The organism is Saccharopolyspora galaxeae (genome assembly GCF_016526145.1).
In the GTDB taxonomy this organism is placed as follows: Bacteria; Actinomycetota; Actinomycetes; order Mycobacteriales; family Pseudonocardiaceae; genus Saccharopolyspora_C; species Saccharopolyspora_C galaxeae.
Genome location: NZ_JADDUE010000005.1, coordinates 343,450 through 365,135, shown reverse-complemented (window position 1 = coordinate 365,135; position 21,686 = coordinate 343,450). Strand labels below are relative to the sequence as shown.

Here is a 21,686-nt window from a genome sequence, read left to right as displayed (position 1 = left end):
GCCGGGTGGGGTGGCGGCCCGTCCGGCTGCGCGGCCGGTGGCGGGTTCCGAGCGGGATTCCCCGGCGCACGGCTTGTCCGGCGGCACGCCGAGATCATCCGGCTGTCCGGTCTGCGATAATGGAGGTTCCCGGACAGAAGAGGAAGCGATGGATCTCGACCGGCTGCAGGCGGCGGAGACGCTGCACATGCGGCAGCGCGTGACGTTCATGGTCAACCGCTACGAGCTCCGGCTCGACGACGGCTCCGGCCGCGAAGGTGACCTGGTGGCCTTCGCCCAGCAGAAGCGGGTCAGCTTCAAGGAGCAGGTCACGTTCTACGCGGACCAGGACAAGCAGCGGGCGCTGGCGAGCTTCCGGGCGCGCAACGTCGTCGACCTCGCCGCCGGTTACGACGTCACCGACGCCGACGGCGCGCCGCTGGGCGTGTTCCGCAAACGGTTCGGGAAGTCCTTGCTGCGCTCCACCTGGGACCTGGAGCAGCCCGGTTCGGTCGCCGCGAAGGGGCAGGAGCGCAGCATGGCGGTCGCGCTGCTGCGGCGGCTCTGGGAGATCGTCCCGTTCGTGGAGAACATCCCGTTCATGATCCCGTACCACTTCGACTTCACCGCCGAGGACGGCGCGGGATTCGCGGTCACGAAGAAGTTCGCGCTGCGCGACCGCTACGTCATCAAGATCGACGATCCGCGGCTGGACCGCAGGCTGGTGATCGCCCAGGCCGTCGCGCTGGACGCGCTGCAGGGCCGGTGAGTTGCAGGGCGGGTGAGCTGCAGGGCCGGTGAACGGGCGCTGATCAGGCTCACAGCACGTCGAGCACGATCCCGGCGAGCAGCTGGGGCCGGTCCAGCGGCAGCGCGTGGCTGGCGTCGGCCGCGGTGACCAGCTCGCCGCGCGGGAACAGCCGCACCAGCTCGGCGTGCGTCGCATCCAGCTGCGCGCGGTACTCGGGCGCCACGCCGGGGCGCCGTTGCGGCACCACGAGCCGCATCGGGACATCAGGCGGGTCCGCCCGCAACGCCGCCGAAGCCTCGCGCGTGCAGGAGGTCAGGCGGCGCAGGACCGTCGCCGATCGCCACAGCTCCCGCCAGTCGTTCCACTGGCGCTTGGCGAATCGGAGCCCGGCCGGGCTGATCTCCGGGCCCGCCATCCGCTCGATGAGGCGTTGGCCGCGGGCCGTCCGGAAAAACCCGAGCCTTGCGGCGACCGCGAACACGCGGGTCTGCGCACCGCTGATCGCCAGCCGCACCCCGGCGGGCAGCTTCGTGTCGGGTAGCGGTACTGACGGGTCGGCCAGCACCACACCGGAAACCAGCTCCGGGTACCGCGCGGCGAACAGCTGGGCCACCAGCCCGCCGGACGACCAGCCGACCACGACCACCGGCGTGCTCGTCCCGGTCGCCCGCAGCAGTCCGGCGAGGTCGTCGGCCATGGCAGCGACGGTCCGGTGCTGCGGCCCGTCCGAGCGCCCGCTGCCCGCCCGGTCGTAGGTGAGCACGGTCGCCGATGCGGCGAGGCGGTCCGCGAACTCGCCCCAGACCGCGCCGCTGCCGTTGCCCGCGCCGCCCGCTTCCAGCACCACGGCGGGACCCGCGCCGCGCTGCCGGATGCAGAGCTCGCGGCCGTTGACTTCGATCAGCGTTCGGGGTGCCTTGTTTCCCATCGGCCGAGCGTTGCCGATCACTTCCGGCGACCGCTGTCGAATTCGCTGTGAGCGGAAACCTGCCACCCGGCGGAGCGAGGCAGCCGCGAGTCGTGACCATCCGCACATCGCCGCAGCGATGCCGACTAGGGCCTGGTGGAATCGGCGCGTGAACGCGCTGTGAACATCGACCGGAAGACCTGGGTGCTGCTGGCGCACGCCACCCTCACCCAGCTGGTGACCTTCGTGCTGCGGCCCGCGACGTCCTACCGCGCGCTGGAGCTGGACGTGCCCGCGTCCTGGCTCGGTTTCCTCTCGGGCAGCTTCGCGCTGGTTCCGCTGGTGCTGGCGTTGCCCGCCGGGCACATCGTGGACCGGATCGGGGAGCGCCGGGTGATGATCGCCGGCGGGGCGCTGATGTGCGCGGCGGGCGGTGCGTTCCTGGTGTTCGGCGATTCGGTCGCGGGCTTGGTCGCGGGCAACGTGCTGCTGGGCACCGGGCACCTGTGCTCGGTGATCGGCCAGCAGGCGCTGGTCGCGAACACGGCGAGTTCGGCCCGGCTGGACGCGGCTTTCGGCTACTACACCTTCGCCGCCTCGCTGGGGCAGGCGGCCGGCCCGCTGCTGATCGTGGCCTTCGGCGGTTCGCAGGCGATCCCGGACACCACGCCGATCTTCTGGGGTGCGACGGCGATCGCGGTCGTGCTGTTCTGCTGCTCGCTGGGGATCCGCGGCCGCACCGCGTCGAGCGGGAAGGCGGCCGTCGAGTCCGGCGGAGTCGGCGCGCTGCTGCGGATGCCCGGCCTGATCCCGGCGTTGACCACGAGCTGCGTGGTGCTGGCGGCGGTGGACATCTCGGTGGTCTACCTGCCCGCGCTCGGCGCGGAACGCGGCATCGCTTCCGGACTGGTGGGGGTGCTGCTCGGGCTGCGCGCGGTCGCTTCGATGGTGTCGCGGTTCTTCCTCGGCTCCAGCACGCGGCTGCTCGGGCGGCGGCGCCTGCTGGTGATGAGCATCGTGGCCGCCACCGCCGGACTCGGAGTCGTCGCCGCACCCGTACCCGTGTGGCTGCTGGTGCCCGCGGTCGTGCTGGCCGGGCTCGGGATGGGCGTCGGCCAGCCGCTGACGATGTCGTGGCTTGCCGAGTCGACCCCGCCGGGCCTGCGCGGGCGCGCCATGTCGTTGCGCCTGACCGGGAATCGGGCCGGTCAGGTCGTGGTGCCCGGAGCGGTCGGCCTCGTCGCCGCCGGAGTCGGCGCTGCAGGCGTGCTCGGAGCCACCGCCGCGGCCCTGGCGTGCACGGCCGTGCTGGCACGAGGGTTGCCGGTGGACAGTCCGCGGAGCTGAGGGCTCCCGCTCAGCCCGGTTCGATGGTCAAACCCGGTTCGGCGACGTCGATCGCACCGCGGTACTCGCGCCGCGCCGCCGAGCGCGCCGCCGATCGGTCGGTGCCCGGCCAGAGGTGGGTGAGCACGAGACGCCCGACCGCGGCGCGCGTTGCGCACCGTCCCGCTTGCCAGGCCGTGGACAGGTGCGGGGAGTCGGAATCCGGCACGACCCGCTCGACGAAGGTCGCTTCCGCGAGCAGCACGTCGGCGCCCGCGGCGAGTGCATCGAGCTCCGGGCTCGGACCGCTGTCGCCGGTGTAGACGAGCGTGCTGCCACCCGCGGCCAGCCGAACCGCCGCGTTCGGCACGAAGTGCGGCGTGCACCGTGCGTCCACTGTGAACGGTCCGATGGCGAACCGGTGTCCCGCCGTGAACTCGGCCAGGCGATAGGCCGTCGCCAGCATGTGCGGGGAGTCCAGCGCGAGCACCGGCCCCAATGCTCCCGGCAACGAGTGCACGGGCAGCGGCGCGCAGGGGTCCGGACCGAGCGCACGCGCGCGCAGCAGCGGGTTCAAATCGGCGCAGTGGTCGGGATGACCGTGGCTGACCAGCACCGCGTCGACCCGCTCCGCAGCGGTGGTCCGCAGCAGCGCTTGGAACGTGCCGTAACCGGGATCGATCAGCAGCCGGAAACCGCCGTGTTCGACCAGGTAGCCACTGCACCCCTGGTCCGGAACGGGCCAAGCGCCGCAACCCCCGAGAACCGTGATGCGCACCCACCGGATGTTACGGCGATGCCGCAGCACGATCCGCTGCGGCATCGCCGCTACCGAACTCGGGCAGCCGCCCGATTCGTGAGCGCGGTTCCCCGACGGCTCATCCTGTCGTACGCAAGCGGGTGATCGCGGTGATGATGAGGCCGTCGGCGGCCAGCCAGCGGCCGGTGAACGAGTCCAGCGGTGCGCCCTCGACGTCCGGTCCGCGTTTGAGCAGCTGCGCGTGGAACGCGCCGTCGCGGGCGATGGTGAGTTCGGCGTCTTCGAAACCGAGCCATTCCCGGGCCACGGGGAACCACGCCTTGTACACGGATTCCTTGGCGCTGAACAGGATCCGGTCCCAGTGCAACGACGAGTCCGATGTGGACAGTTCAGTGATCCGGCCGCGCTCGGCGGGCAGCGTGACCGCCTCCAGCACCCCGTCCGGAAGTGCGTCGTGCGGTTCGGCGTCGATGCCCACCGTGAGCACGGTTTCCTGGCGGCCGACCACCGCGGCCCGGTAGCCGAGGCAGTGCGTCATGCTGCCCGCCACGCCTTCGGGCCAGCCGGGTGCGCCGCGTTCACCCGGCAGCAGGGGAGCAGCGGGCACGCCGATCTTGGCCAGCGCGTTGCGCGCGCAGTGCCGCACGGTGGTGAACTCGCGGCGGCGCTTGTCCACCGCGCGGGCGATCACCTGCGACTCCTCGTCGAACAGCCACGCCTCCGGCGGGTCGGTGAAAGTCTCCTCCCAGGCCAGTTCGCCCGGCAGCAACCGCTCGATCACGCCGCCTCCTCGCCGAACACCGGCCGCAGCGAGTCCGCGGGCAAGCCGTGCCGCTTCCACTCGCGCGGGTAGCCGACCGAGACTTCCTGGAAGCGCACCCCGTCGTGCCAAGTGGTCCGCGGAATGTGCAGGTGCCCGTAGATCACCACCGAAGCCCGGTGCCGCAGGTGCCAATCCGCGGTGTGCACGGTTCCGCACCACTGCGCGAACTGCGGGTACCAGAGGACATCGGTGGGTTCGCGCACCAGCGGGTAGTGGTTCACCAGCACCGTGGGAAGTTCGGGGTCGCACTCGGCGAGCCGCTGCTCGGTGTAGGCCAGCCGGGCGCGGCACCAGTCGTCGCGGGTCTCGTAGGGGTCGGGGTGCAGCAGGAACTCGTCGGTGCACACCACGCCGGACTCGTGCGCGACGGCCAGCGCTTCTTCCTTGGTGGCGGTTCCCGCCGGGCGGAACGTGTAGTCGTAGAGCACGAACAGCGGCGCGACGGTGACCGGGCCGCCGCGGCCGGTCCAGATCGGGAACTCGTCCTCGGGCGTGACCACGCCGAGTTCCCGGCAGCGGCGCACCAGCTCCAGGTAGCGCGCTTCGCCGCGCAGTTGCAGCGAATCCTGCTTCGGTGTCCACAGCTCGTGGTTGCCGGGCACCCAGATGACCTTGGCGAACCGTTCCGCGAGCAGCTCCAGCGCCCAGGAGATCTCGTCGGAGAGCTCGCCGACATCTCCGGCGACGATCAGCCAGTCGTGCTCGGTGCGCGGGCGCAGGTTGCGGGTGATGTCCTTGTTCTCGGCCATCGCGACGTGCAGATCGCTGACGGCCAGCAGTTCACCTGGGGTAGAGCTCATGATGTGCCGATCGTATCCGTGCTGGTGAGCTTCCCGGGGCGGTTCTGGGGGAATTCACAGTCCGCGGCGGGCTCCCACGGGCTGGGAATCGAATCTCGGCTCTCCGGGTTGGGTTTACGGCCGGGCAGGGCGTCGATACCGTCACCACATGGCCCGGACGGCGACTCTCACCACACGCGGATACGTGGATTTCGCGCGTGTGTCGTCCGCGCTCTGTAGCGCCTGAAAACTCCCGCGGGCGACCGCGGTCGAGTCGACGCTTTCCTCCTGATTCCTCCCGGCGGCACCGCGCGGTGCGCGCCGTGCTGCCCAGCGGAGCGTGCTGATGAGCTTGCCCGACCACGTCCCGAACGGCGCCCGGGCCGACCCGGATGCCATCGCGGTCACCAACGTCCGGAACAGCAAAGCCAGGAACCGCCCGCGGATTCCTCGCTGGTTGTTCAAAACCTTCAGTCCCGTCGGGCTGATCGTGCTGTGGCAGGTGCTCAGCGGTACCGGCCTGCTCGACGAGGACACGCTGGCCTCCCCGGCCACGGTGCTGGCCACCGCGGGCGAGCTGTGGGAGGAGGGCCGGATCCAGTCGGCCGTGCTGACCTCGGTGCAACGCGTCGGTGCCGGACTCGTGTGCGGGCTGGTCGCAGCCGTGGTGCTGGCGACCCTGTCGGGGTTGTTCCGCCGGGGTGAGGACCTGATCGACGCGCCGATGCAGATGCTGCGCACGGTTCCGGTGATCGGACTGATCCCGCTGCTGATCATCTGGTTCGGCATCGGCGAGGAACCCAAGATCATCCTGATCGCGCTGGCAGTGACCTTCCCGCTGTACATGAACATCTACGGCGGCATCCGCAACGTCGACGCCGGCCTGGTGGAGGCGTCCAGGACGCTCGGGCTCGGCCGGTTCGCCCAGGTGCGCCACGTGATCCTGCCCGCTGCGATGCCCAACGCCCTGGTGGGCCTGCGGTACTCGCTCGGTTCGGCGTGGCTGGCGCTGGTGTTCGGCGAAACGATCAACGCCACCGCGGGCATCGGCTACGAGATGAACATGGCGCGCGAGTTCTTCCAGACCGACGTGATCGTGGTCTGCCTGGTGCTCTACGCCCTGCTCGGCCTGGTGGCCGATTTCATCGTGCGACTTCTGGAAAGGACTGTTCTGGCATGGCGACCGGCCTTCCGCGGAGCGTAGCCGAGCGCGCGCCCGAGACGACGGCGCTGCCCGCGTCGGTGCGCGGGCTCACCAAGAGCTTCGACGAGCACACCGTCCTCAATGGACTCGACTTGGACATCCGGCCGGGCCAGTTCGTTGCCCTGCTCGGCCCCAGCGGCTGCGGAAAGAGCACGCTGCTGCGCATCCTGGCCGACCTGGACCGCGAGATCGGCGGGGACGTGCAGGTCGCGCGGCGCCGTGCGGTGGCGTTCCAGTCCCCGCGGCTGATGCCGTGGAAACGGGTGTGGCGCAACGTGGTCCTGGGCCTGGACGGGCGTCCGGACCGGGCGAAGGCGATAGAGGCGCTGGAGGAGGTCGGCCTGGGACATCGGGTCGACGTGTGGCCCAAGGTGCTCTCGGGCGGTGAGGCGCAGCGCGCCTCGCTGGCGCGGGCGCTGGTGCGGGAACCGGACCTGTTGCTGCTGGACGAGCCGTTCTCCGCGCTCGACGCGCTGACCCGGATCAAGGTGCAGAACCTGGTCGGCGAGCTCTGGCAGCGCCACGGCTGCGCGATCCTGCTGGTTACCCACGACGTCGAAGAGGCGCTGCTGCTGGCCGATCGAGTGCTGGTGCTGCGCGACGGCGGCATCGCGCACGACCAGCTCGTCGAGCACGAACGGCCGCGGGACGTTTCCGCGCCGGGTTTCGTGGCCCAGCGCGCGGAACTGCTGTCCTGGCTCGGTGTCCACTGAGGACTTCGTTGTGAAGGGGCTGCGGGCCGTTCGCGGCTCCGGCACGCGCGGTCCTGAGCCGAAACCGGACCGGTGAGCTTTTCCGGCAACGCAACGCACATTCGTGAAGGAAGTGGTGACATGTCGGTCGAGATCGTCGGCATGATCGGGGCGCAGCACGTCTCGGAGATCCATCCGGCCGGCGGCCCGGCGATCGACCCGGAGTTCCTGCGCCGGTTCGCCCGCGCGCACGAGGACGGCGGGTTCGACCGCGTCCTCATCGGACACGGTTCGGGTTCGCCGGACGGCACGCAGCTCGCCGCGCACGTGGCCGCGCACACCGAACGACTCGGTTTCCTGGTCGCGCACCGGCCGGGTTTCGTCGCGCCGACGCTGGCCGCCCGCACGTTCTCCACATTGGACACGTTGGCGCGCGGGCGGATCGCGGTGCACGTCATCAGCGGCGGCAGCGACGCCGAGCAGCGGCGCGACGGCGACTACCTCGGCAAGGACGAGCGCTACGCGCGCACCGACGAATACCTCGAAGTGCTCAAACGGGCCTGGACCGAGCCGGGCCCGATCGACCACGTGGGCGAGCATTACCGGTTCGAGGGATTCGAGACCCGGGTGAAACCGGTGCAGCAGCCCCGGATTCCGCTGTACTTCGGCGGATCGTCGCAGGCGGCGTACCGGGTCGGCGGCAAGCACGCCGACGTGTTCGCGCTGTGGGGCGAGCCGCTGGCCGAGACCGCCGAGCAGATCGCGTCGGTGCGGGCTGCCGCGAAGGCCGCCGGGCGCTGCGACCTCCCGGGCATCAGCGTCTCGTTCCGGCCGATCCTCGGTGCCACCGAAGAACTCGCGTGGCAACGGGCGCACCGGATCCTGGACCGGATCCACGCGGCTCGCGGCGGATTCGGCTCGTTCACCGGGCCGAAGACGCTCGGCAATTCCGCCGAGGTCGCCAACGTCGGATCGCAGCGATTGCTCGCCGCCGCGGCGGGCCGAGACCTGCACGACCGTGCACTGTGGACTCCCACGTCGCGCGCGACGAACGCGGCGGGGAACTCCACCGCGCTGGTGGGCACCGCCGAGACGGTGGCCGAGGCGCTGGCCGACTACGTCGACATCGGGGTGAGCACGCTGCTGATCCGCGGCTACGACCCGCTGGACGACGCCATCGACTACGGCCGCGAACTCCTCCCGCGAGTGCGCGAAACCGTCGCCCGCCGCGCGGCGAACCCCGCACCCGCGATTTCCTGAGTGAACGGCCCGCTGGTCCCAATAGATTGGTCAAACGGTCCGTTCGCTCGGCGATTAGCGATCAGGCGACACGTGGGAGCGCCACTCGATCCGGGTGCTCATGGGGGAGTGAACGGCCCGCTGGTCCCAATAGATTGGTCAAACGGTCCGTTCACTCCGGGGTGCGGGCGGAGTGGGAGTGCGGCGGGGGATCATGCCGGGGGAAAGGAATGGAGGGGTCATGACGCGCACCTGGGCGCCGGAGAACGCTCCGCGGGGGCATGTCGTCGTGCTGCACGGGCGGGGCGAGCATCCCGGCGTGTACGAGCGGCTCGGGCGGCGGCTGGCCGCCGACGGCTACACCGTCGTGGCGCCGGACCGCGAAGCCTCCCCGGAGAGCTGGTTCGCCGGTGCGGGCGAGGCCGCCCGCGTGCTCGCGGGCTCGGACACCGGCGCGCTGCTGGCGTGGGAGGCGGCGCTGGCCGAGCCGGTAGACGCGCTGGTGCTGGCGGGAACGCCGCTGGCCGCCGCGGAGCCACCGGCCGGGCGGGAGGACGAGATCACCGCCCGCACGTCGTGCCCGATCCATCGCGAACACCTCGGCGCCGACCCGGATTTCGAATGGGGAGCGCTGACCGGATCCACCGGCGAACCACCGCAACGGCTGCCGGAGATCCCGGTGCTGCTGCTGCACGGCGAGTCCGACCCGATCGCTCCCGTCGACCCGGTGACGCGGCTGGGCGCCGCACACTCGCAGGCGACCGTTGCCGCGTTCAAGGACGGCGTGCACGACATCCTCAACGACAAGGCGCACCGCAGTGCCGCGGCGCGGATCGTGCTGTTCTGCGAAGAGATCGCCAAGGGCGCGGTGCTGCTGCCCGAAGTTCCCGCGGCCAGGAACACCCGCGCGCGCCGGGCCGCGCCGGTGCACGTGTCCGCGCGGGTGGACTACTCGCTGCGGGTGCTGACCGAGCTGGCGCGCGGCCCGCAGCAGCAGACCTGCGAGGCGATGGCCCGCAGCCAGGGCATTCCGCTGAACTCGCTGGTGAACCTGATGGTCGAGCTGCGCCGCGGCGGCCTGGTGCGCAGCAGGCGCGGCTGCGAGGGCGGTTACTGGCTGGCCCGGCCTGCCGCGCAGATCACGCTGGCCGAGGTGGTGCGCGCGGTGGAGGGCGAAGTGGTCTCGCACCACGAAGACGGCCCGCACGCGGAGGTGTGGGAGCAGCTCGGGCGGACGGTGGCGGAGTTCATGACGCGGGTCAGCGTCGCCGAACTCGCGCAGCCGGCCGCGGCATGAGCGATCCTCGGGCGCGCCGACGACCGACGCGGACGAGCCGGAACGACCGGCACCGACAGCTGGCAACACCCAAGACGACCGGAGCGGCGACCATGACCGAGCACGACGCCTTCCACCCAGACCTGACCTCCGAGGTCGACCCCGAGCAGCGCAAGTCGCTGCGTTCCCGGCTGCACCACGTGCGCGGCGCCGACCTCGACGAGGGCACCGCGCAGACCGAGGGCATGAAGCGGCTGGCCGCGATCAGCGGCGAGTCGGTGGGTTCCGAGAAGATCTGGACCGGCCAGACCCACGTCGCCCCGGACACCGCCTCCGCCGATCACCACCACGGCGAGTCGGAGACCTCGATCTACGTCGCCGACGGGCATCCCGAGTTCGTCTTCCACGACGGCACCGGCGAGGTGCGCATCAAGACCGAGCCCGGTGACTACATCTTCGTCCCGCCGTACGTGCCGCACCGGGAGGAGAATCCGGATCCCGACGAGGAGGCGGTCGTGGTGATCTCCCGCAGCACCCAGGAAGCCATCGTGGTGAACCTCCCCGGGCTCTACCCGCTCTGAGGCTCCGTTCGCACGAGCTGGGTGGTGCCGGCGGCGGACACCGCTCTCGCGGGCTTCCCGAGATTTCCGCGCCGGAGCGTTAATTTTCCGAAATGTCCGAAAAGGACGAGTCGGGTCGGCGGCGGGATCGCTCGAACCGTCGGATAGAGTGCTGCGCCTGCGCAGGGTGCACCTTGCGGCCGTGCTCCTCGTCGGGGATCGAGCAGCCGATGCCGGTGGCCGCGTGAAGAAAGGATCTCGTTGGCCACCCCGCTGTTGAAACCCGCACCGTCCGAGCCCTCTCGCCCCGCCGGCCCGGTCGCGGGCGCGCGGCGGCTGCGGGACCGCGTTCTCGTGCTGGTGCTCGCGCGGCCGCGAGCGGTCCTCGCGTCCGGGGCGGTCGCCGTGGTCGCCGCGATGGCGTGCATGTTCCTGCTGCACCTGGCCGGGACCGGACACGGCGCCGGAGTGGACTACCAGGTCTACCGGTGGGCCGTGCGCACCTGGCTCGGCGGTGGCGACCCGAGCCAAGGCACCGCGATGACCAGCGCCGACCGCCCGTTGCCCTGGGTGTATCCGCCGTTCGCGCTGTTACCGCTGGCGGTTCCGTCGGTGCTGCCGTTCGTGCCCGGCTTGTGGTTGCTGTACCTGACCGATCTGGCGGCGCTCGGCGGCGTGCTCTACCTCGTGGTCCGCAGCATGTGGCCGGTCGCGGGCCGGAGCGGAGCGGCCGCGGCGGCTTCGCTGGGGTTGGCGGGCACGTTGCTGCTCGAGCCGGTTTACGCCTCGTTCGGCCTGGGGCAGGTGAACATCCTGCTGATGGGGCTGGTGGCCGCGGATTGCCTCACCGCGCGCCCGCGCTGGCCGCGCGGGCTGCTGGTGGGCCTCGCGGCCGCGATCAAGCTGACTCCTGCGGCGTTCGTGCTGTTCTTCTTGTTTCGCCGGGATTTCCGGGCGGCGGTGGTCGCAGCGGTCACGGCCGCGGCCGGGACGGCTTGCGGGTTCCTGGTGAGCTTTCCGGCCTCGATGGACTACTGGTTCGGGCGCGGTCCGGCGGCCGGGGTGAGCGGCTCCGCGTACCACACCAACCAATCGATCATGGGGGAACTGGCGCGGCTGGAACTGCCGACCGGCGTGCGCTACGCGGTCTGGGCGGTGCTGGCGCTGGCGTTGCTCGTGGTGACCGCGCGGGTGCTGCGCACGGCGGAGGCGCCGCAGGCGTTGCTGGCCAACGGTCTGCTGGCGTTGCTGATCTCGCCCACGTCCTGGTCGGACCACTGGGTCTGGGCGGCGCCCGGAGTGCTGGTGGCGCTGGCGACGGCGGTGCGCAGGCGCAGCATCGGGTGGGCGGTCTCCGGCGCGGCCATCGTGGTCGCCGCGCACATCGCGCCGTTCCGGATGCTGCCCGCCGCCGGGGACTGGAATGCGGTACAGCACGTGGTCGGCAATTCCTATCTGCTGCTCGGAATCGCAATGCTGTTGCTGCTGGAGCGTGATCTCCGGCGGCGACGGCGATCTCCGCGCTTCCTCGCCGAGACCACGGCCGCAGTTCGCTGAACCATTGTCCCGGCACCGCCCGATCGTTTCCGCGGCGAATCCCGGCCCGCGTGAGCGGATCGCTCGACCGGTGCGAGCGGCGTGGATGCTGCATGTCCTTTGTGGACTCGAAACGGCCGAGTCGCTGGCCGATGGTGGTCTGTACCAGCAGGGACGGCGCCCGGCCGTGCTGCGAGTAAGTCCGGTTTGGGACTGTGCGGGCGAACCCGACAACTGGACTGCGGCATCCGGATGAATTTCGGTGGCACGAGCGTACTTCCGCGGAGTCCAAAAGGGATCGTCCGGCGGGTCTGCGCTAAGGCAAGGGTCACTCCGGTGTGCGCTAGGTCACGTAATGCTCCCGCTGGACCGAGCCAGCGCCGCTGCGCAGCGCGGATGAACGCTGGGTGGCGAGCTGTGCGGCGCCGGTGACCGGAGCTGGCGCGCGTTCGCAGCGGCGGTCTTGACCTGCGGCGGGACCGGTCCCGGCAGGCGGCTGCGCCGAGCGCGCGGCCGGAATGTGACATTCACCTGCGTTACTGCGCCGTAGCTTTCCACCGCATCGGTCTGTACAGTGCCGAAAACTGACCAGCGGTTGCAACGGCGCATCCTTTTGTCAGTGCCCGAAGGTTTTCGCGGGCCCGCTGGCGAGTGACCACACCTCCCGCGTGTCCGTGGCCTGGCGACGGGAGGATCGATGCCGGATTCCCAGTATCTGAGAAACGAGGCGCAGCGCCGCGCCACCGGGCAGGGCCTTTACGACCCCGCCCACGACCACGACGCCTGCGGTGTGGCGTTCGTGGCCGACATGCACGGGCGGCGCAGCCATGCCCTCGTGGACAACGCGCTCACCGCGCTGCGCAACCTCGAGCACCGAGGTGCCAAGGGCGCCGACCCGGAAACCGGGGACGGCGTCGGCCTGCTGACGCAGGTCCCGGACGAGTTCTTCCGCGCCGTCGTGCCTTTCGAGCTGCCCGCGGCGGGCGGCTACGCGGCCGGGACCGCGTTCCTGCCCGCCGACGAGGCCGGAGCCGCCGCTGCCGTCGAGACCATCGAGCGGATCGTGGCCGAGGAAGGGCTCGCCCTGCTCGGCTGGCGCGACGTTCCGGTGGTGCCGGACAACGCGGGCCGCTCGGCGCGCGAGGTGATGCCGGGCTTCCGGCAGTTGTTCCTCGGGCACGGCCGCGACGGTGCCGGGCAGGAGTCGGCGCTGCAGTTCGAGCGCCGCGCGTTCTGCGTGCGCAAGCGCGCCGAGCACGAGGCGAAGGTGTACTTCCCGAGCCTGTCCGCGCGCACCTTCGTCTACAAGGGGATGCTCAGCGAGACCCAGCTCGACGCGTTCTACCCGGACCTGCGCGACGAGCGGTTCGCCAGCGCCATCGGCCTGGTGCACTCGCGGTTCTCCACGAACACGTTCCCGTCGTGGCCGCTGGCGCACCCGTACCGGTTCATCGCGCACAACGGCGAGATCAACACGATGAAGGGCAACCGGAACTGGATGCGGACCCGCGAGAGCATGCTCGCGACCGACCTCATCCCCGGCGACCTCAAGCGGCTTTACCCCATCGCCACGCCGGACGGCAGCGACTCCGCGACGTTCGACGAGGTGCTGGAACTGCTGCACCTGGGCGGGCGGAGCCTGCCGCACTCGGTGCTGATGATGATCCCGGAGGCGTGGGAGAACCACGCCGAGATGGATCCGCAGCGGCGCGCCTTCTACGAGTTCCACAACTACTTGATGGAGCCGTGGGACGGCCCGGCGCTGGTGGCGTTCACCGACGGCACCCAGATCGGCGCGGTGCTCGACCGCAACGGCCTGCGCCCTGGGCGCTACTGGGTCACCGACGACGGCATGGTCGTGCTGGCCAGCGAGGTCGGCGTGCTGGAGCTGGACCCGGCGCGGGTGGTGCGCAAGGGCCGGTTGCAGCCGGGCCGGATGTTCCTGGTGGACACCGGCGCGGGCCGGATCGTCGACGACGACGAGATCAAGGGCGGGCTCGCCGCCGAGCACCCTTACCAGGAGTGGCTGGACTCCGGTGTGGTGCACCTGGGCGACCTGCCGGAACGCGACCGGGAAGTGCCCTCGCACGCCTCGCTGGTGCATCGCCAGCAGGTCTTCGGCTACACCGAGGAAGAGCTCGGCGTGCTGCTGCGGCCGATGGCCGCCGGTGGTGCCGAGCCGATCGGCTCGATGGGCAACGACGTGCCGTTCGCGGCGTTCTCGAAGCGCCCGCGGCACCTGTTCGACTACTTCACCCAGCTGTTCGCGCAGGTCACGAACCCGCCGCTGGACGCGATCCGGGAAGAGCTGGTGACTTCGCTGGCCACCCACGTCGGCCCGGAGCACAACCTGCTCGACCACGACCCGGACGCCTGCAAGCAGCTGGTGCTGCCGTTCCCGGTGCTGGACAACGACCAGCTCGCCAAGATCGTGCACATCGACGACGACGGCGACCGCCCGGGGCTCAAGCCCGCGATCATCCGCAGCACCTTCGAGGTCGGCGGTGGCGGGCAGGCGCTGCGGCAGCGCCTCGACGAGATCTGCGAAGAGGTCTCGGCCGCCGTCGCCGACGGCGCGCACGTGCTGGTGCTGTCCGACCGCACCGCCGACGCCGAGCACGCCCCGATCCCCTCGCTGCTGGTCACCGGCGCGGTGCACCACCACCTGGTGCGGGAGAAGAACCGCACCCAGGTCGGCCTGGTCGTCGAAGCCGGCGACGTGCGCGAGGTGCACCACGTGGCGCTGCTGATCGGCTACGGCGCGGCCGCGGTCAACCCGTACCTGGCGATGGCCAGTGTCGAGGACCTGGTGCACAACGGCGTGCTCCAGGGCCTTGAAACCCACCAGGCCACCGCGAACCTGATCAAGGCGCTGGGCAAGGGCGTGCGCAAGACCATGTCCAAGATGGGGGTCTCCACGGTGGCCTCCTACACCGGCGCGCAGATCTTCGAGGCGATCGGGCTCGGCGAAGAGGTCGTCGAGCGCTGCTTCGCGGGCACCACTTCGCGGCTCGGCGGAGTCGGTTTCGACGGGCTGGCCACCGAGGTCGCCGAGCGGCACCGCAAGGCGTACCCGGCCGACGGCGTGCAGGCCCCGCACCGGGATCTGCACGTGGGCGGCGAGTACCAGTGGCGGCGCGAGGGCGATCCGCACCTGTTCAACCCGCGCACCGTGTTCAAGCTGCAGCACTCCACGCGGGCCGGGCGCTACGAGATCTTCAAGGAGTACACCAAGTCCGTCGACGACCAGTCGCGGGACCTGATGACGCTGCGCGGGCTGTTCAAGTTCCGCGAGGGCGTCCGCGAGCCGGTGCCGGTCGAGGAGGTCGAGCCGGTCTCGGAGATCGTCAAGCGGTTCGCCACCGGCGCGATCTCCTACGGCTCCATCTCGCAGGAGATGCACGAGACGCTGGCCATCGCGATGAACCGCCTCGGCGGCAAGTCGAACACCGGTGAGGGCGGCGAGGACGCCGATCGGTTCACCGCCGATGCGGATGGCGACTCGCGGCGTTCGGCGATCAAGCAGGTCGCCTCCGGCCGGTTCGGCGTGACCAGCGAATACCTGGTCAACTCCGACGACATCCAGATCAAGATGGCGCAAGGTGCCAAGCCCGGTGAGGGCGGCCAGCTGCCCGGCCACAAGGTCTACCCGTGGATCGGCAAGACCCGGCACTCCACGCCGGGCGTAGGGCTGATCTCCCCGCCGCCGCACCACGACATCTACTCGATCGAGGACCTGGCGCAGCTCATCCACGACCTGAAGAACGCCAACCCGGCCGCTCGCATCCACGTGAAGCTGGTCAGCGAGGTCGGCGTCGGCACGGTCGCGGCCGGGGTGTCGAAGGCGCACGCCGACGTGGTGCTCATCTCCGGGCACGACGGCGGCACCGGTGCCTCGCCGCTGTCGTCGATCAAGCACGCGGGCGGTCCCTGGGAGCTGGGCCTGGCCGAGACGCAGCAGACGCTGCTGACCAACGACCTGCGCGACCGGATCGTGGTGCAGACCGACGGCCAGCTCAAGACCGGCCGGGACGTGCTGATCGCGGCGCTGCTGGGCGCGGAGGAGTTCGGCTTCGCCACCGCCCCGCTGGTCGTGTCCGGTTGCATCATGATGCGGGTCTGCCACCTCGACACCTGCCCGGTGGGCGTGGCCACGCAGAACCCGGAGCTGCGCGCGAAGTTCAACGGCAAGGCCGACTACGTGGTGAACTTCTTCCAGTTCATCGCCGAGGAGGTCCGGGAATACCTGGCGCAGCTGGGCTTCCGCTCCATCGAGGAGGCGATCGGGCACGCCGAGCTGCTCGACACCGACGAGGCGGTGCGGCACTGGAAGACCGCCGACCTGGATCTTTCGGCGATCACCCACGTGCCGGAGCTTCCCGCGGGCAAGCCGCTGCACAACACCACCACCCAGGACCACGGCCTGGACAAGGCGCTGGACAACACGCTGATCCAGCTCAGCGAGGGCGCCTTGAAGGAGGGTTCTCCGGTGCGCCTGGAACTGCCGGTGCGCAACGTCAACCGCACCGTCGGGACCATGCTCGGCCACGAGCTGACCAAGCAATGGGGCGGTGCGGGGCTGCCGGACGACACGATCGACGTGACGTTCACCGGCTCGGCGGGGCAGAGCTTCGGCGCGTTCGTGCCGCGCGGCATCACGCTGCGGCTGCTCGGTGACGGCAACGACTACGTCGGCAAGGGCCTGTCCGGCGGGCGGATCGTGGTGCGCCCGCCGCAGAACGCCTCCTACACCGCCGAGGACAACGTCATCGCGGGCAACGTGCTGCTCTACGGCGCGACCGGCGGTGAGCTGTTCGTGCGCGGCGTGGTCGGGGAGCGGTTCTGCGTGCGCAACTCCGGCGCGGTGGCCGTCGTCGAAGGCGTCGGCGATCACGGCTGCGAGTACATGACCGGCGGGCGCGCGGTGATCCTCGGCGACACCGGCCGCAACTTCGCGGCGGGCATGTCCGGCGGCATCGCCTACGTGCTGGACCTGCGCGCCGACCGGGTCAACCCGGAGATGGTCGACCTCGACCCGCTCGACGACACCGACGCCGAGTTCCTGCACGACCGGGTGCGCAGGCACTTCGAGCAGACCGCATCGCAGGTCGCCGCGGAGCTGCTGGCGGACTGGGACCTGGCGCTGCGCCGGTTCGGCAAGGTCATGCCGCGCGATTTCAAGCGGGTGCTGGAAGCCCAGAGCGCCGCCGAACGCGATGGGCGCGACGTCAACGACGCGATCATGGAGGCGGCTCATGGCTGACCCGAAGGGCTTTCTCACCACCGAGCGCCAGACGCCGCAGCGCAGGCCGGTGGACATCCGGATCAAGGACTGGCGCGAGGTCTACCTCGAGTTCGAGCAGGACAACGTGCAGAAGCAGGCCGGGCGCTGCATGGACTGCGGCATCCCGTTCTGCCACCAGGGCTGTCCGCTGGGCAACCTCATCCCGGAGTGGAACGACCTGACCTGGCGCGGCGACTGGGCCGACGCGATCCAGCGGCTGCACGCCACGAACAACTTCCCGGAGTTCACCGGGACGTTGTGCCCGGCGCCGTGCGAGGCGGCGTGCGTGGTGGGCATCAACTCCGATCCGGTCACCATCAAGCAGGTCGAGATCGAGATCATCGACAAGGCGTGGGACGAAGGCTGGGTCACCCCGCAGCCGCCCGCGGCCAAGACCGGCAAGAAGGTCGCGGTGATCGGCTCCGGCCCGTCCGGGCTGGCCGCCGCGCAGCAGCTGACCCGCACCGGGCACGACGTGGTGGTCTTCGAGCGGGCCGACCGCCTCGGCGGGTTGCTGCGCTACGGCATCCCCGAGTTCAAGATGGAAAAGCACCGGCTGGACCGGCGGCTCGGGCAGCTGCGGGCCGAGGGCACCGAATTCCGCACCGGCGTCAACGTCGGCGTGGACGTGACCGTGCAGCAGTTGAAGTCCGATTACGACTCCGTCGTGCTGGCGGGAGGCTCCACCGCCGCCCGCGACCTGCCGATCACCGGCCGCGAGGTGCGCGGCGTGCACCAGGCGATGGAGTACCTGCCGCTGTCGAACAAGGTGCAGGAAGGCGACCTGGCGACCTCGCCGATCGACGCCGCGGGCAAGGACGTCGTGGTCATCGGCGGCGGTGACACCGGCGCGGACTGCGTCGGCACCGCGCACCGGCAGGGCGCGCGGTCGGTCACCCAGCTGGAGATCATGCCGACGCCGCCGTCCACGCGGCCGGACGCCCAGCCCTGGCCGACCTACCCGATGATCTACCGGGTCTCCTCGGCGCACGAGGAGGGCGGCGAGCGGCTGTTCTCGGTCAACACCCAGGAGTTCCTGGGCGACGAGAACGGCGAGCTGCGCGCGCTGCGGCTGGTCGAGGTGCGCCGCGAGGACGGGAAGTTCGTGCCCGTCGAGGGCAGCGAGCGGGAGATTCCCTGCCAGCTGGCGTTCCTGGCGATGGGCTTCGTCGGCCCGGAGAAGGAGGGCCTGCTCGACGAGCTCGGGGTGGATCTCGACGAGCGCGGCAACGTCGCGCGCGACGAGAACTTCATGACCTCCGTGGACGGGGTCTTCACCGCGGGCGACATGGGCCGCGGGCAGTCGCTGATCGTGTGGGCGATCTCGGAGGGCCGTTCCGCGGCCGCCGGGGCGGACCGCTACCTGACCGGCCGGGACGTGCTGCCCGCGCCGATCGCACCGACGGATCGTCCGCTGACCTGAGCCACCGCCTCCGCGCTGGCCAGCTCGGCGCGGGGGCGGTGATCCACCTGGGCGCCACCGGGACCAGAGCGGTCCCGGTGGCGCCTTTTTTGCTGGTGACGGATTTGCGGCGGCCTGTCGCCCAGTCATTTAGTTGCGAGAAACACCTTTATTGGTGGCGGCTGTTGCGCGACCATGGAGGTGCGGGCGCCAGCGCCGGTGGCCGCGCGGCGGGCAGGCATCCGCCGGCCCGCGCACTCACTCGCTCTGAGGGGAAAATGAAGCACTTCGCGTTCGTCAGCATGCCCGCGCACGGTCACGTCAACCCCACATTGCCGATCGTTGAAGAGCTGGTCCGGCGCGGCCACCGGGTCAGCTACGGCGTCGGCGCCGCGTTCGCCCCGGTGGTCGAGGCGGCGGGCGCGACCGCGGTGCCCACCGGCAGCGAGATGCCAAAGCTGCCCTCGAACTTCGGCGGCACGTTCGACCCGGAAGCGATGGCGCCGTTCATGCAGCACCGGCTCGCCGACCTGCGGGAGAACTTCCCCGTGCTGCTCGAGCACTTCCAGCAGGATCCGCCGGACGCGGTGTGCTTCGACGACGGCGAGATCTCCGGGCCGATGCTGGCCGAGAAGCTGGGCGTGCCGGACGTGGCGCTGGTCCCGCACTTCGCGGGCAACGAGCGCTTCTCGTTCCGCGACCTGCTGCGGGAGCACTCGGCCGATGCGTTCGACCACGAGGAACACCCGGTGTTCCAGGACTTCAAGGCGCGGCTGGCGGAGATCAAGACCGAGTTCGGGGTGACCACCGAATCCGGCGGGTTCGGGCAGACCATCCCGTCCTCGTTGAACCTGGTGTTCCTGCCCGCGGAGTTCCAGATCGCGGTGGAGACCTTCGACGAGCGGTTCCGGTTCATCGGCCCGTCGGTCGGCGGGCGCGCGGAGTCGGACTGGCGGCCCGCGGACTCCGTGAAGCCGCTGCTGTTCATCTCGCTGGGCACGATCTTCAACCAGCGCGCGGACTTCTTCCGCACCTGCATCGAGGCGTTCCGGGACAGCGGCTGGCAGGTCGCGATGTCCATCGGCAACGTCGTCGAGCCCGCCGAACTCGGCGAGATCCCGGACGACTTCGAGGTCCGCCCGAGTTTCCCGCAGCCCGCGGTGCTGCGGCACGCCAGCGCGTTCCTCACGCATTCCGGCATGAACTCGACGATGGAGGCGCTCTACTACGGGGTGCCGCCGATCGCGGTGCCGCAGATGCAGGAGCAGCAGGCCAACGCGCGGCGGCTGGAGGAACTCGGACTCGGGCGGTACCTGGACTCCGACGAGATCACCGCCGCGCAGCTGCGCGATGCGGTGCAGGAAGTCGCCGAGTCCTCCGAGATCCGCGCCGCCGTGCACAAGATGTCCGAGGCCGTCCGCAACTCCGGCGGCGCCCCGGCGGGTGTCGACGCCTTGGAGGCGCACCTCGGCGGCTGATCCACTGAGGTCTTTCCAGGAGTGAACGGACCGTTCGTCCAATCTAGCCGGACGAACGGTCCGCTCACTCTGAACGAGCGGGTTGCTCCGCGGCCGCCAGGTGGGTCAGGAAGCTCGTCCAGCGGCGCCGGTCGAATCGCAGGATCGGGCCGTGCGGGTCCTTCGAGTCTCGTGCGAGGACTGCGCTGGGCAACGCCGCCACCTCGACGCACGCACCCTGGTTCATGCTCCGCGACGACCGCTTCCAGTCGATTTTTAACGGATCCACGACTTGCTCCTCGTCACGGGAGTTCGGTGAGTACTGCTTCGATGAACTCCCGTGAGTCTTCCTCAGACAGGGCCTCGTTGCGAAGACTTTTCGCAACTGCGAGGTAGGTCTCCGCCAGCAGTGGGTCTCCGACGTCGTAGCGCGCACCCAGCACCGGATGCCCCTCCAGGAAAACGCCTGGGCTGAAGCTTGCGAATTCGAGAACGATGAACTTCCCATCCATGCCGCTGTGGGCACCTGCCGAAGTCGGCAGCACTTGGATGCGCACATGCGGCAAGGTGGCCACCTTCACGAGGTGCGCGAGCTGGCCACGCAGGATCTCTACGCCGCCGACCGGACGGCGCAACGCGGACTCCTCGATAACGGCGTCAAGTCGCAGCGGAGCCGAGTCGTGCAGCCGCCGCTGCCGCTCCAGGCGGAGCTCGGCGACGGCTCGGCGGTCCTGGGCAGCGACGCTGCGACTGGCCTCGGTAAGAGCTTCGGCGTAGTCCCTGGTCTGCAAAAGTCCCGGTATGACGAGTTGTTCGTAGTTGAACTCCCGGGCAGCTTCCCCTTCGGAACCGAGGAAGAAGGCGAACCAGTCCTCGACGATGTCGGCGTACGGTTCCCACCAACTCGGTTCCGCCGAGCTCTTCGCCTGCGCTACCAGGTTTTCGACCTCGGTCTCGGGAACCCGGTAGAAGCGCAACAGATCCCGCACGTCGCGGTGTTGGAGGCGGTACATGCCCGCTTCCATTTGGCTTACCTTGCCGCGTGAGCACCCGAGCTCCTCGGCTGCCTGCTCGGCTGTCTTCCCAGCCTCGTTTCGGAACTGCCGCAGGGCCGCTCCGATGCGTCGACGCGTTGACGCGGGATCGCTTCTCACTGCAACCAACCTCCTCGCGCGCCCCAGTGTGCCTGTCGCCTCGGCTTACCCCGAAGTGATCACCCGATCGTGATCTAGGGCAGCTAACGGTTAGTCAGTAACGTGTTAGCGGTCAGTGTAGAGGCATGGATGGAGGAGCCATGAACGTGGATCTGTCGGGCATCTTGGCGGCGCCGTCGGATGCGGAGTTTCAGCGGGAGTTGCGTGAGGTGGTGGCGTTCGACGCGCCGAGGGTGTTCGCGTTGTGCGAAGAGGAAGGTGTGCGCGAAGACGGGTACGTGCGCTACTGGGGTTTGGCCTTCGACGACTGCGCGGAGGTGATCAGTACCGTGGACGATGCACGGGTGCGTTTCCGTTCCGTCGAAGCTGCCTGCGCACGCCTGGGGCGCCGCCGCAAGATGCATTTGATCTGGGTGGAGACCGCAGTGGCATCGGCAGGTGATGGGGCGCGGTAGCGGGCGCGGGAACATTTGCGAACTTCCGGCTGGAAAACCCGAAACCAGGGCGGGCCAGATTTTCGGGGAATGGGTTCCGAATCCGGGGCATCGGCCGCTGCC

At 70.2% G+C, this 21,686-nt stretch carries 18 protein-coding genes; 12 read left to right on the top strand and 6 right to left on the bottom strand.

Annotated elements, in window-relative coordinates:
- The first annotated feature begins 148 nt into the window (after positions 1–148).
- Complete coding sequence (locus INP57_RS14435) at positions 149–748, top strand: LURP-one-related family protein (protein WP_200070703.1); 600 nt, start codon at positions 149–151, stop codon at positions 746–748.
- A gap of 49 nt (positions 749–797) precedes the next feature.
- Here INP57_RS14435 and INP57_RS14430 read toward each other — a convergent pair whose 3' ends face one another.
- Positions 798–1,658, bottom strand: coding sequence for an alpha/beta fold hydrolase (locus INP57_RS14430; RefSeq protein WP_200070702.1), 861 nt, complete (start codon positions 1,656–1,658; stop codon positions 798–800).
- A gap of 159 nt (positions 1,659–1,817) precedes the next feature.
- Here INP57_RS14430 and INP57_RS14425 point away from each other — a divergent pair, with 159 nt between their 5' ends.
- Positions 1,818–2,984 carry an MFS transporter gene (locus INP57_RS14425; protein ID WP_307850079.1) on the top strand — a complete coding sequence of 389 codons (1,167 nt, stop codon included), beginning with the start codon at positions 1,818–1,820 and terminating at the stop codon, positions 2,982–2,984.
- 10 nt (positions 2,985–2,994) lie between these two features.
- Here INP57_RS14425 and INP57_RS14420 read toward each other — a convergent pair whose 3' ends face one another.
- The 3 genes from INP57_RS14420 to INP57_RS14410 all read right to left on the bottom strand — a co-directional run bounded on the left by INP57_RS14420 (position 2,995) and on the right by INP57_RS14410 (position 5,346).
- Positions 2,995–3,741, bottom strand: a complete 747-nt coding sequence (locus INP57_RS14420) for an MBL fold metallo-hydrolase (RefSeq protein WP_200070701.1) — start codon at positions 3,739–3,741, stop codon at positions 2,995–2,997.
- Positions 3,742–3,841: 100 nt separating this feature from the next.
- Positions 3,842–4,504, bottom strand: coding sequence for a 4'-phosphopantetheinyl transferase family protein (locus tag INP57_RS14415; protein WP_200070700.1), 663 nt, complete (start codon positions 4,502–4,504; stop codon positions 3,842–3,844).
- Complete coding sequence (locus INP57_RS14410; RefSeq protein WP_200070699.1) at positions 4,501–5,346, bottom strand: metallophosphoesterase family protein; 846 nt, start codon at positions 5,344–5,346, stop codon at positions 4,501–4,503. Before INP57_RS14410 ends, INP57_RS14415 begins: the two co-directional genes overlap by 4 nt.
- Positions 5,347–5,671: 325 nt before the next feature.
- On the opposite strand from INP57_RS14410, the gene INP57_RS14405 reads away from it, so the two are divergent.
- From INP57_RS14405 to INP57_RS14365, 9 genes are all read left to right on the top strand, one after another.
- Positions 5,672–6,529: an ABC transporter permease gene (locus tag INP57_RS14405; protein ID WP_200070698.1), complete on the top strand. Its 858-nt coding sequence runs from the start codon at positions 5,672–5,674 to the stop codon at positions 6,527–6,529.
- On the top strand, positions 6,502–7,242 hold the full coding sequence (locus tag INP57_RS14400; protein WP_200070697.1) for an ABC transporter ATP-binding protein: 741 nt from the start codon (positions 6,502–6,504) through the stop codon (positions 7,240–7,242). Before INP57_RS14405 ends, INP57_RS14400 begins: the two co-directional genes overlap by 28 nt.
- Positions 7,243–7,362: 120 nt before the next feature.
- The gene (locus INP57_RS14395) at positions 7,363–8,481 is read left to right on the top strand and encodes an LLM class flavin-dependent oxidoreductase (protein WP_200070696.1); all 1,119 of its coding nucleotides are present in this window, start codon (positions 7,363–7,365) and stop codon (positions 8,479–8,481) included.
- A 220-nt stretch (positions 8,482–8,701) separates the two neighbouring features.
- Entirely contained in the window at positions 8,702–9,757 is a 1,056-nt protein-coding gene (locus INP57_RS14390; RefSeq protein ID WP_200070695.1) for an Rrf2 family transcriptional regulator, read from the top strand.
- 92 nt (positions 9,758–9,849) lie between these two features.
- The gene (locus INP57_RS14385) at positions 9,850–10,317 is read left to right on the top strand and encodes a cupin domain-containing protein (protein WP_200070694.1); all 468 of its coding nucleotides are present in this window, start codon (positions 9,850–9,852) and stop codon (positions 10,315–10,317) included.
- A gap of 240 nt (positions 10,318–10,557) precedes the next feature.
- Positions 10,558–11,853, top strand: coding sequence for a glycosyltransferase family 87 protein (locus INP57_RS14380; RefSeq protein WP_233627528.1), 1,296 nt, complete (start codon positions 10,558–10,560; stop codon positions 11,851–11,853).
- Positions 11,854–12,529: 676 nt separating this feature from the next.
- A complete protein-coding gene (gene gltB / locus INP57_RS14375; protein WP_200070693.1) occupies positions 12,530–17,095 on the top strand; it encodes a glutamate synthase large subunit in 4,566 nt (1,521 codons plus the stop codon).
- Positions 17,088–18,539, top strand: a complete 1,452-nt coding sequence (locus tag INP57_RS14370; RefSeq protein WP_200070692.1) for a glutamate synthase subunit beta — start codon at positions 17,088–17,090, stop codon at positions 18,537–18,539. Before gltB ends, INP57_RS14370 begins: the two co-directional genes overlap by 8 nt.
- A gap of 257 nt (positions 18,540–18,796) precedes the next feature.
- Positions 18,797–19,996, top strand: coding sequence for a macrolide family glycosyltransferase (locus INP57_RS14365; protein ID WP_200070691.1), 1,200 nt, complete (start codon positions 18,797–18,799; stop codon positions 19,994–19,996).
- 64 nt (positions 19,997–20,060) lie between these two features.
- Here INP57_RS14365 and INP57_RS30035 read toward each other — a convergent pair whose 3' ends face one another.
- Together INP57_RS30035 and INP57_RS29570 are read right to left on the bottom strand one after the other, a co-directional pair.
- Complete coding sequence (locus INP57_RS30035) at positions 20,061–20,264, bottom strand: DUF397 domain-containing protein (RefSeq protein WP_295141770.1); 204 nt, start codon at positions 20,262–20,264, stop codon at positions 20,061–20,063.
- A gap of 13 nt (positions 20,265–20,277) precedes the next feature.
- Positions 20,278–21,129 carry a helix-turn-helix domain-containing protein gene (locus INP57_RS29570; RefSeq protein ID WP_295141773.1) on the bottom strand — a complete coding sequence of 284 codons (852 nt, stop codon included), beginning with the start codon at positions 21,127–21,129 and terminating at the stop codon, positions 20,278–20,280.
- A gap of 140 nt (positions 21,130–21,269) precedes the next feature.
- Between INP57_RS29570 and INP57_RS14355 the strand changes: the two genes are divergently transcribed.
- Positions 21,270–21,584: a hypothetical protein gene (locus INP57_RS14355; RefSeq protein WP_200070689.1), complete on the top strand. Its 315-nt coding sequence runs from the start codon at positions 21,270–21,272 to the stop codon at positions 21,582–21,584.
- Positions 21,585–21,686: the final 102 nt, after the last annotated feature.

What these genes read in the sequence shown, in the direction of transcription:
- INP57_RS14385 (WP_200070694.1), top strand. Translation starts at nt 9,850, where the DNA reads ATGACCGAGCACGACGCCTTCCACCCAGACCTGACCTCCGAGGTCGAC.
- INP57_RS14390 (WP_200070695.1), top strand. Translation starts at nt 8,702, where the DNA reads ATGACGCGCACCTGGGCGCCGGAGAACGCTCCGCGGGGGCATGTCGTC.
- gltB (WP_200070693.1), top strand. Translation starts at nt 12,530, where the DNA reads ATGCCGGATTCCCAGTATCTGAGAAACGAGGCGCAGCGCCGCGCCACC.
- INP57_RS14395 (WP_200070696.1), top strand. Translation starts at nt 7,363, where the DNA reads ATGTCGGTCGAGATCGTCGGCATGATCGGGGCGCAGCACGTCTCGGAG.
- INP57_RS14435 (WP_200070703.1), top strand. Translation starts at nt 149, where the DNA reads ATGGATCTCGACCGGCTGCAGGCGGCGGAGACGCTGCACATGCGGCAG.
- INP57_RS14405 (WP_200070698.1), top strand. Translation starts at nt 5,672, where the DNA reads ATGAGCTTGCCCGACCACGTCCCGAACGGCGCCCGGGCCGACCCGGAT.
- INP57_RS14410 (WP_200070699.1), bottom strand. Translation starts at nt 5,346, where the DNA reads ATGAGCTCTACCCCAGGTGAACTGCTGGCCGTCAGCGATCTGCACGTC.
- INP57_RS14365 (WP_200070691.1), top strand. Translation starts at nt 18,797, where the DNA reads ATGAAGCACTTCGCGTTCGTCAGCATGCCCGCGCACGGTCACGTCAAC.
- INP57_RS14400 (WP_200070697.1), top strand. Translation starts at nt 6,502, where the DNA reads ATGGCGACCGGCCTTCCGCGGAGCGTAGCCGAGCGCGCGCCCGAGACG.
- INP57_RS14430 (WP_200070702.1), bottom strand. Translation starts at nt 1,658, where the DNA reads ATGGGAAACAAGGCACCCCGAACGCTGATCGAAGTCAACGGCCGCGAG.
- INP57_RS14370 (WP_200070692.1), top strand. Translation starts at nt 17,088, where the DNA reads ATGGCTGACCCGAAGGGCTTTCTCACCACCGAGCGCCAGACGCCGCAG.
- INP57_RS14355 (WP_200070689.1), top strand. Translation starts at nt 21,270, where the DNA reads ATGAACGTGGATCTGTCGGGCATCTTGGCGGCGCCGTCGGATGCGGAG.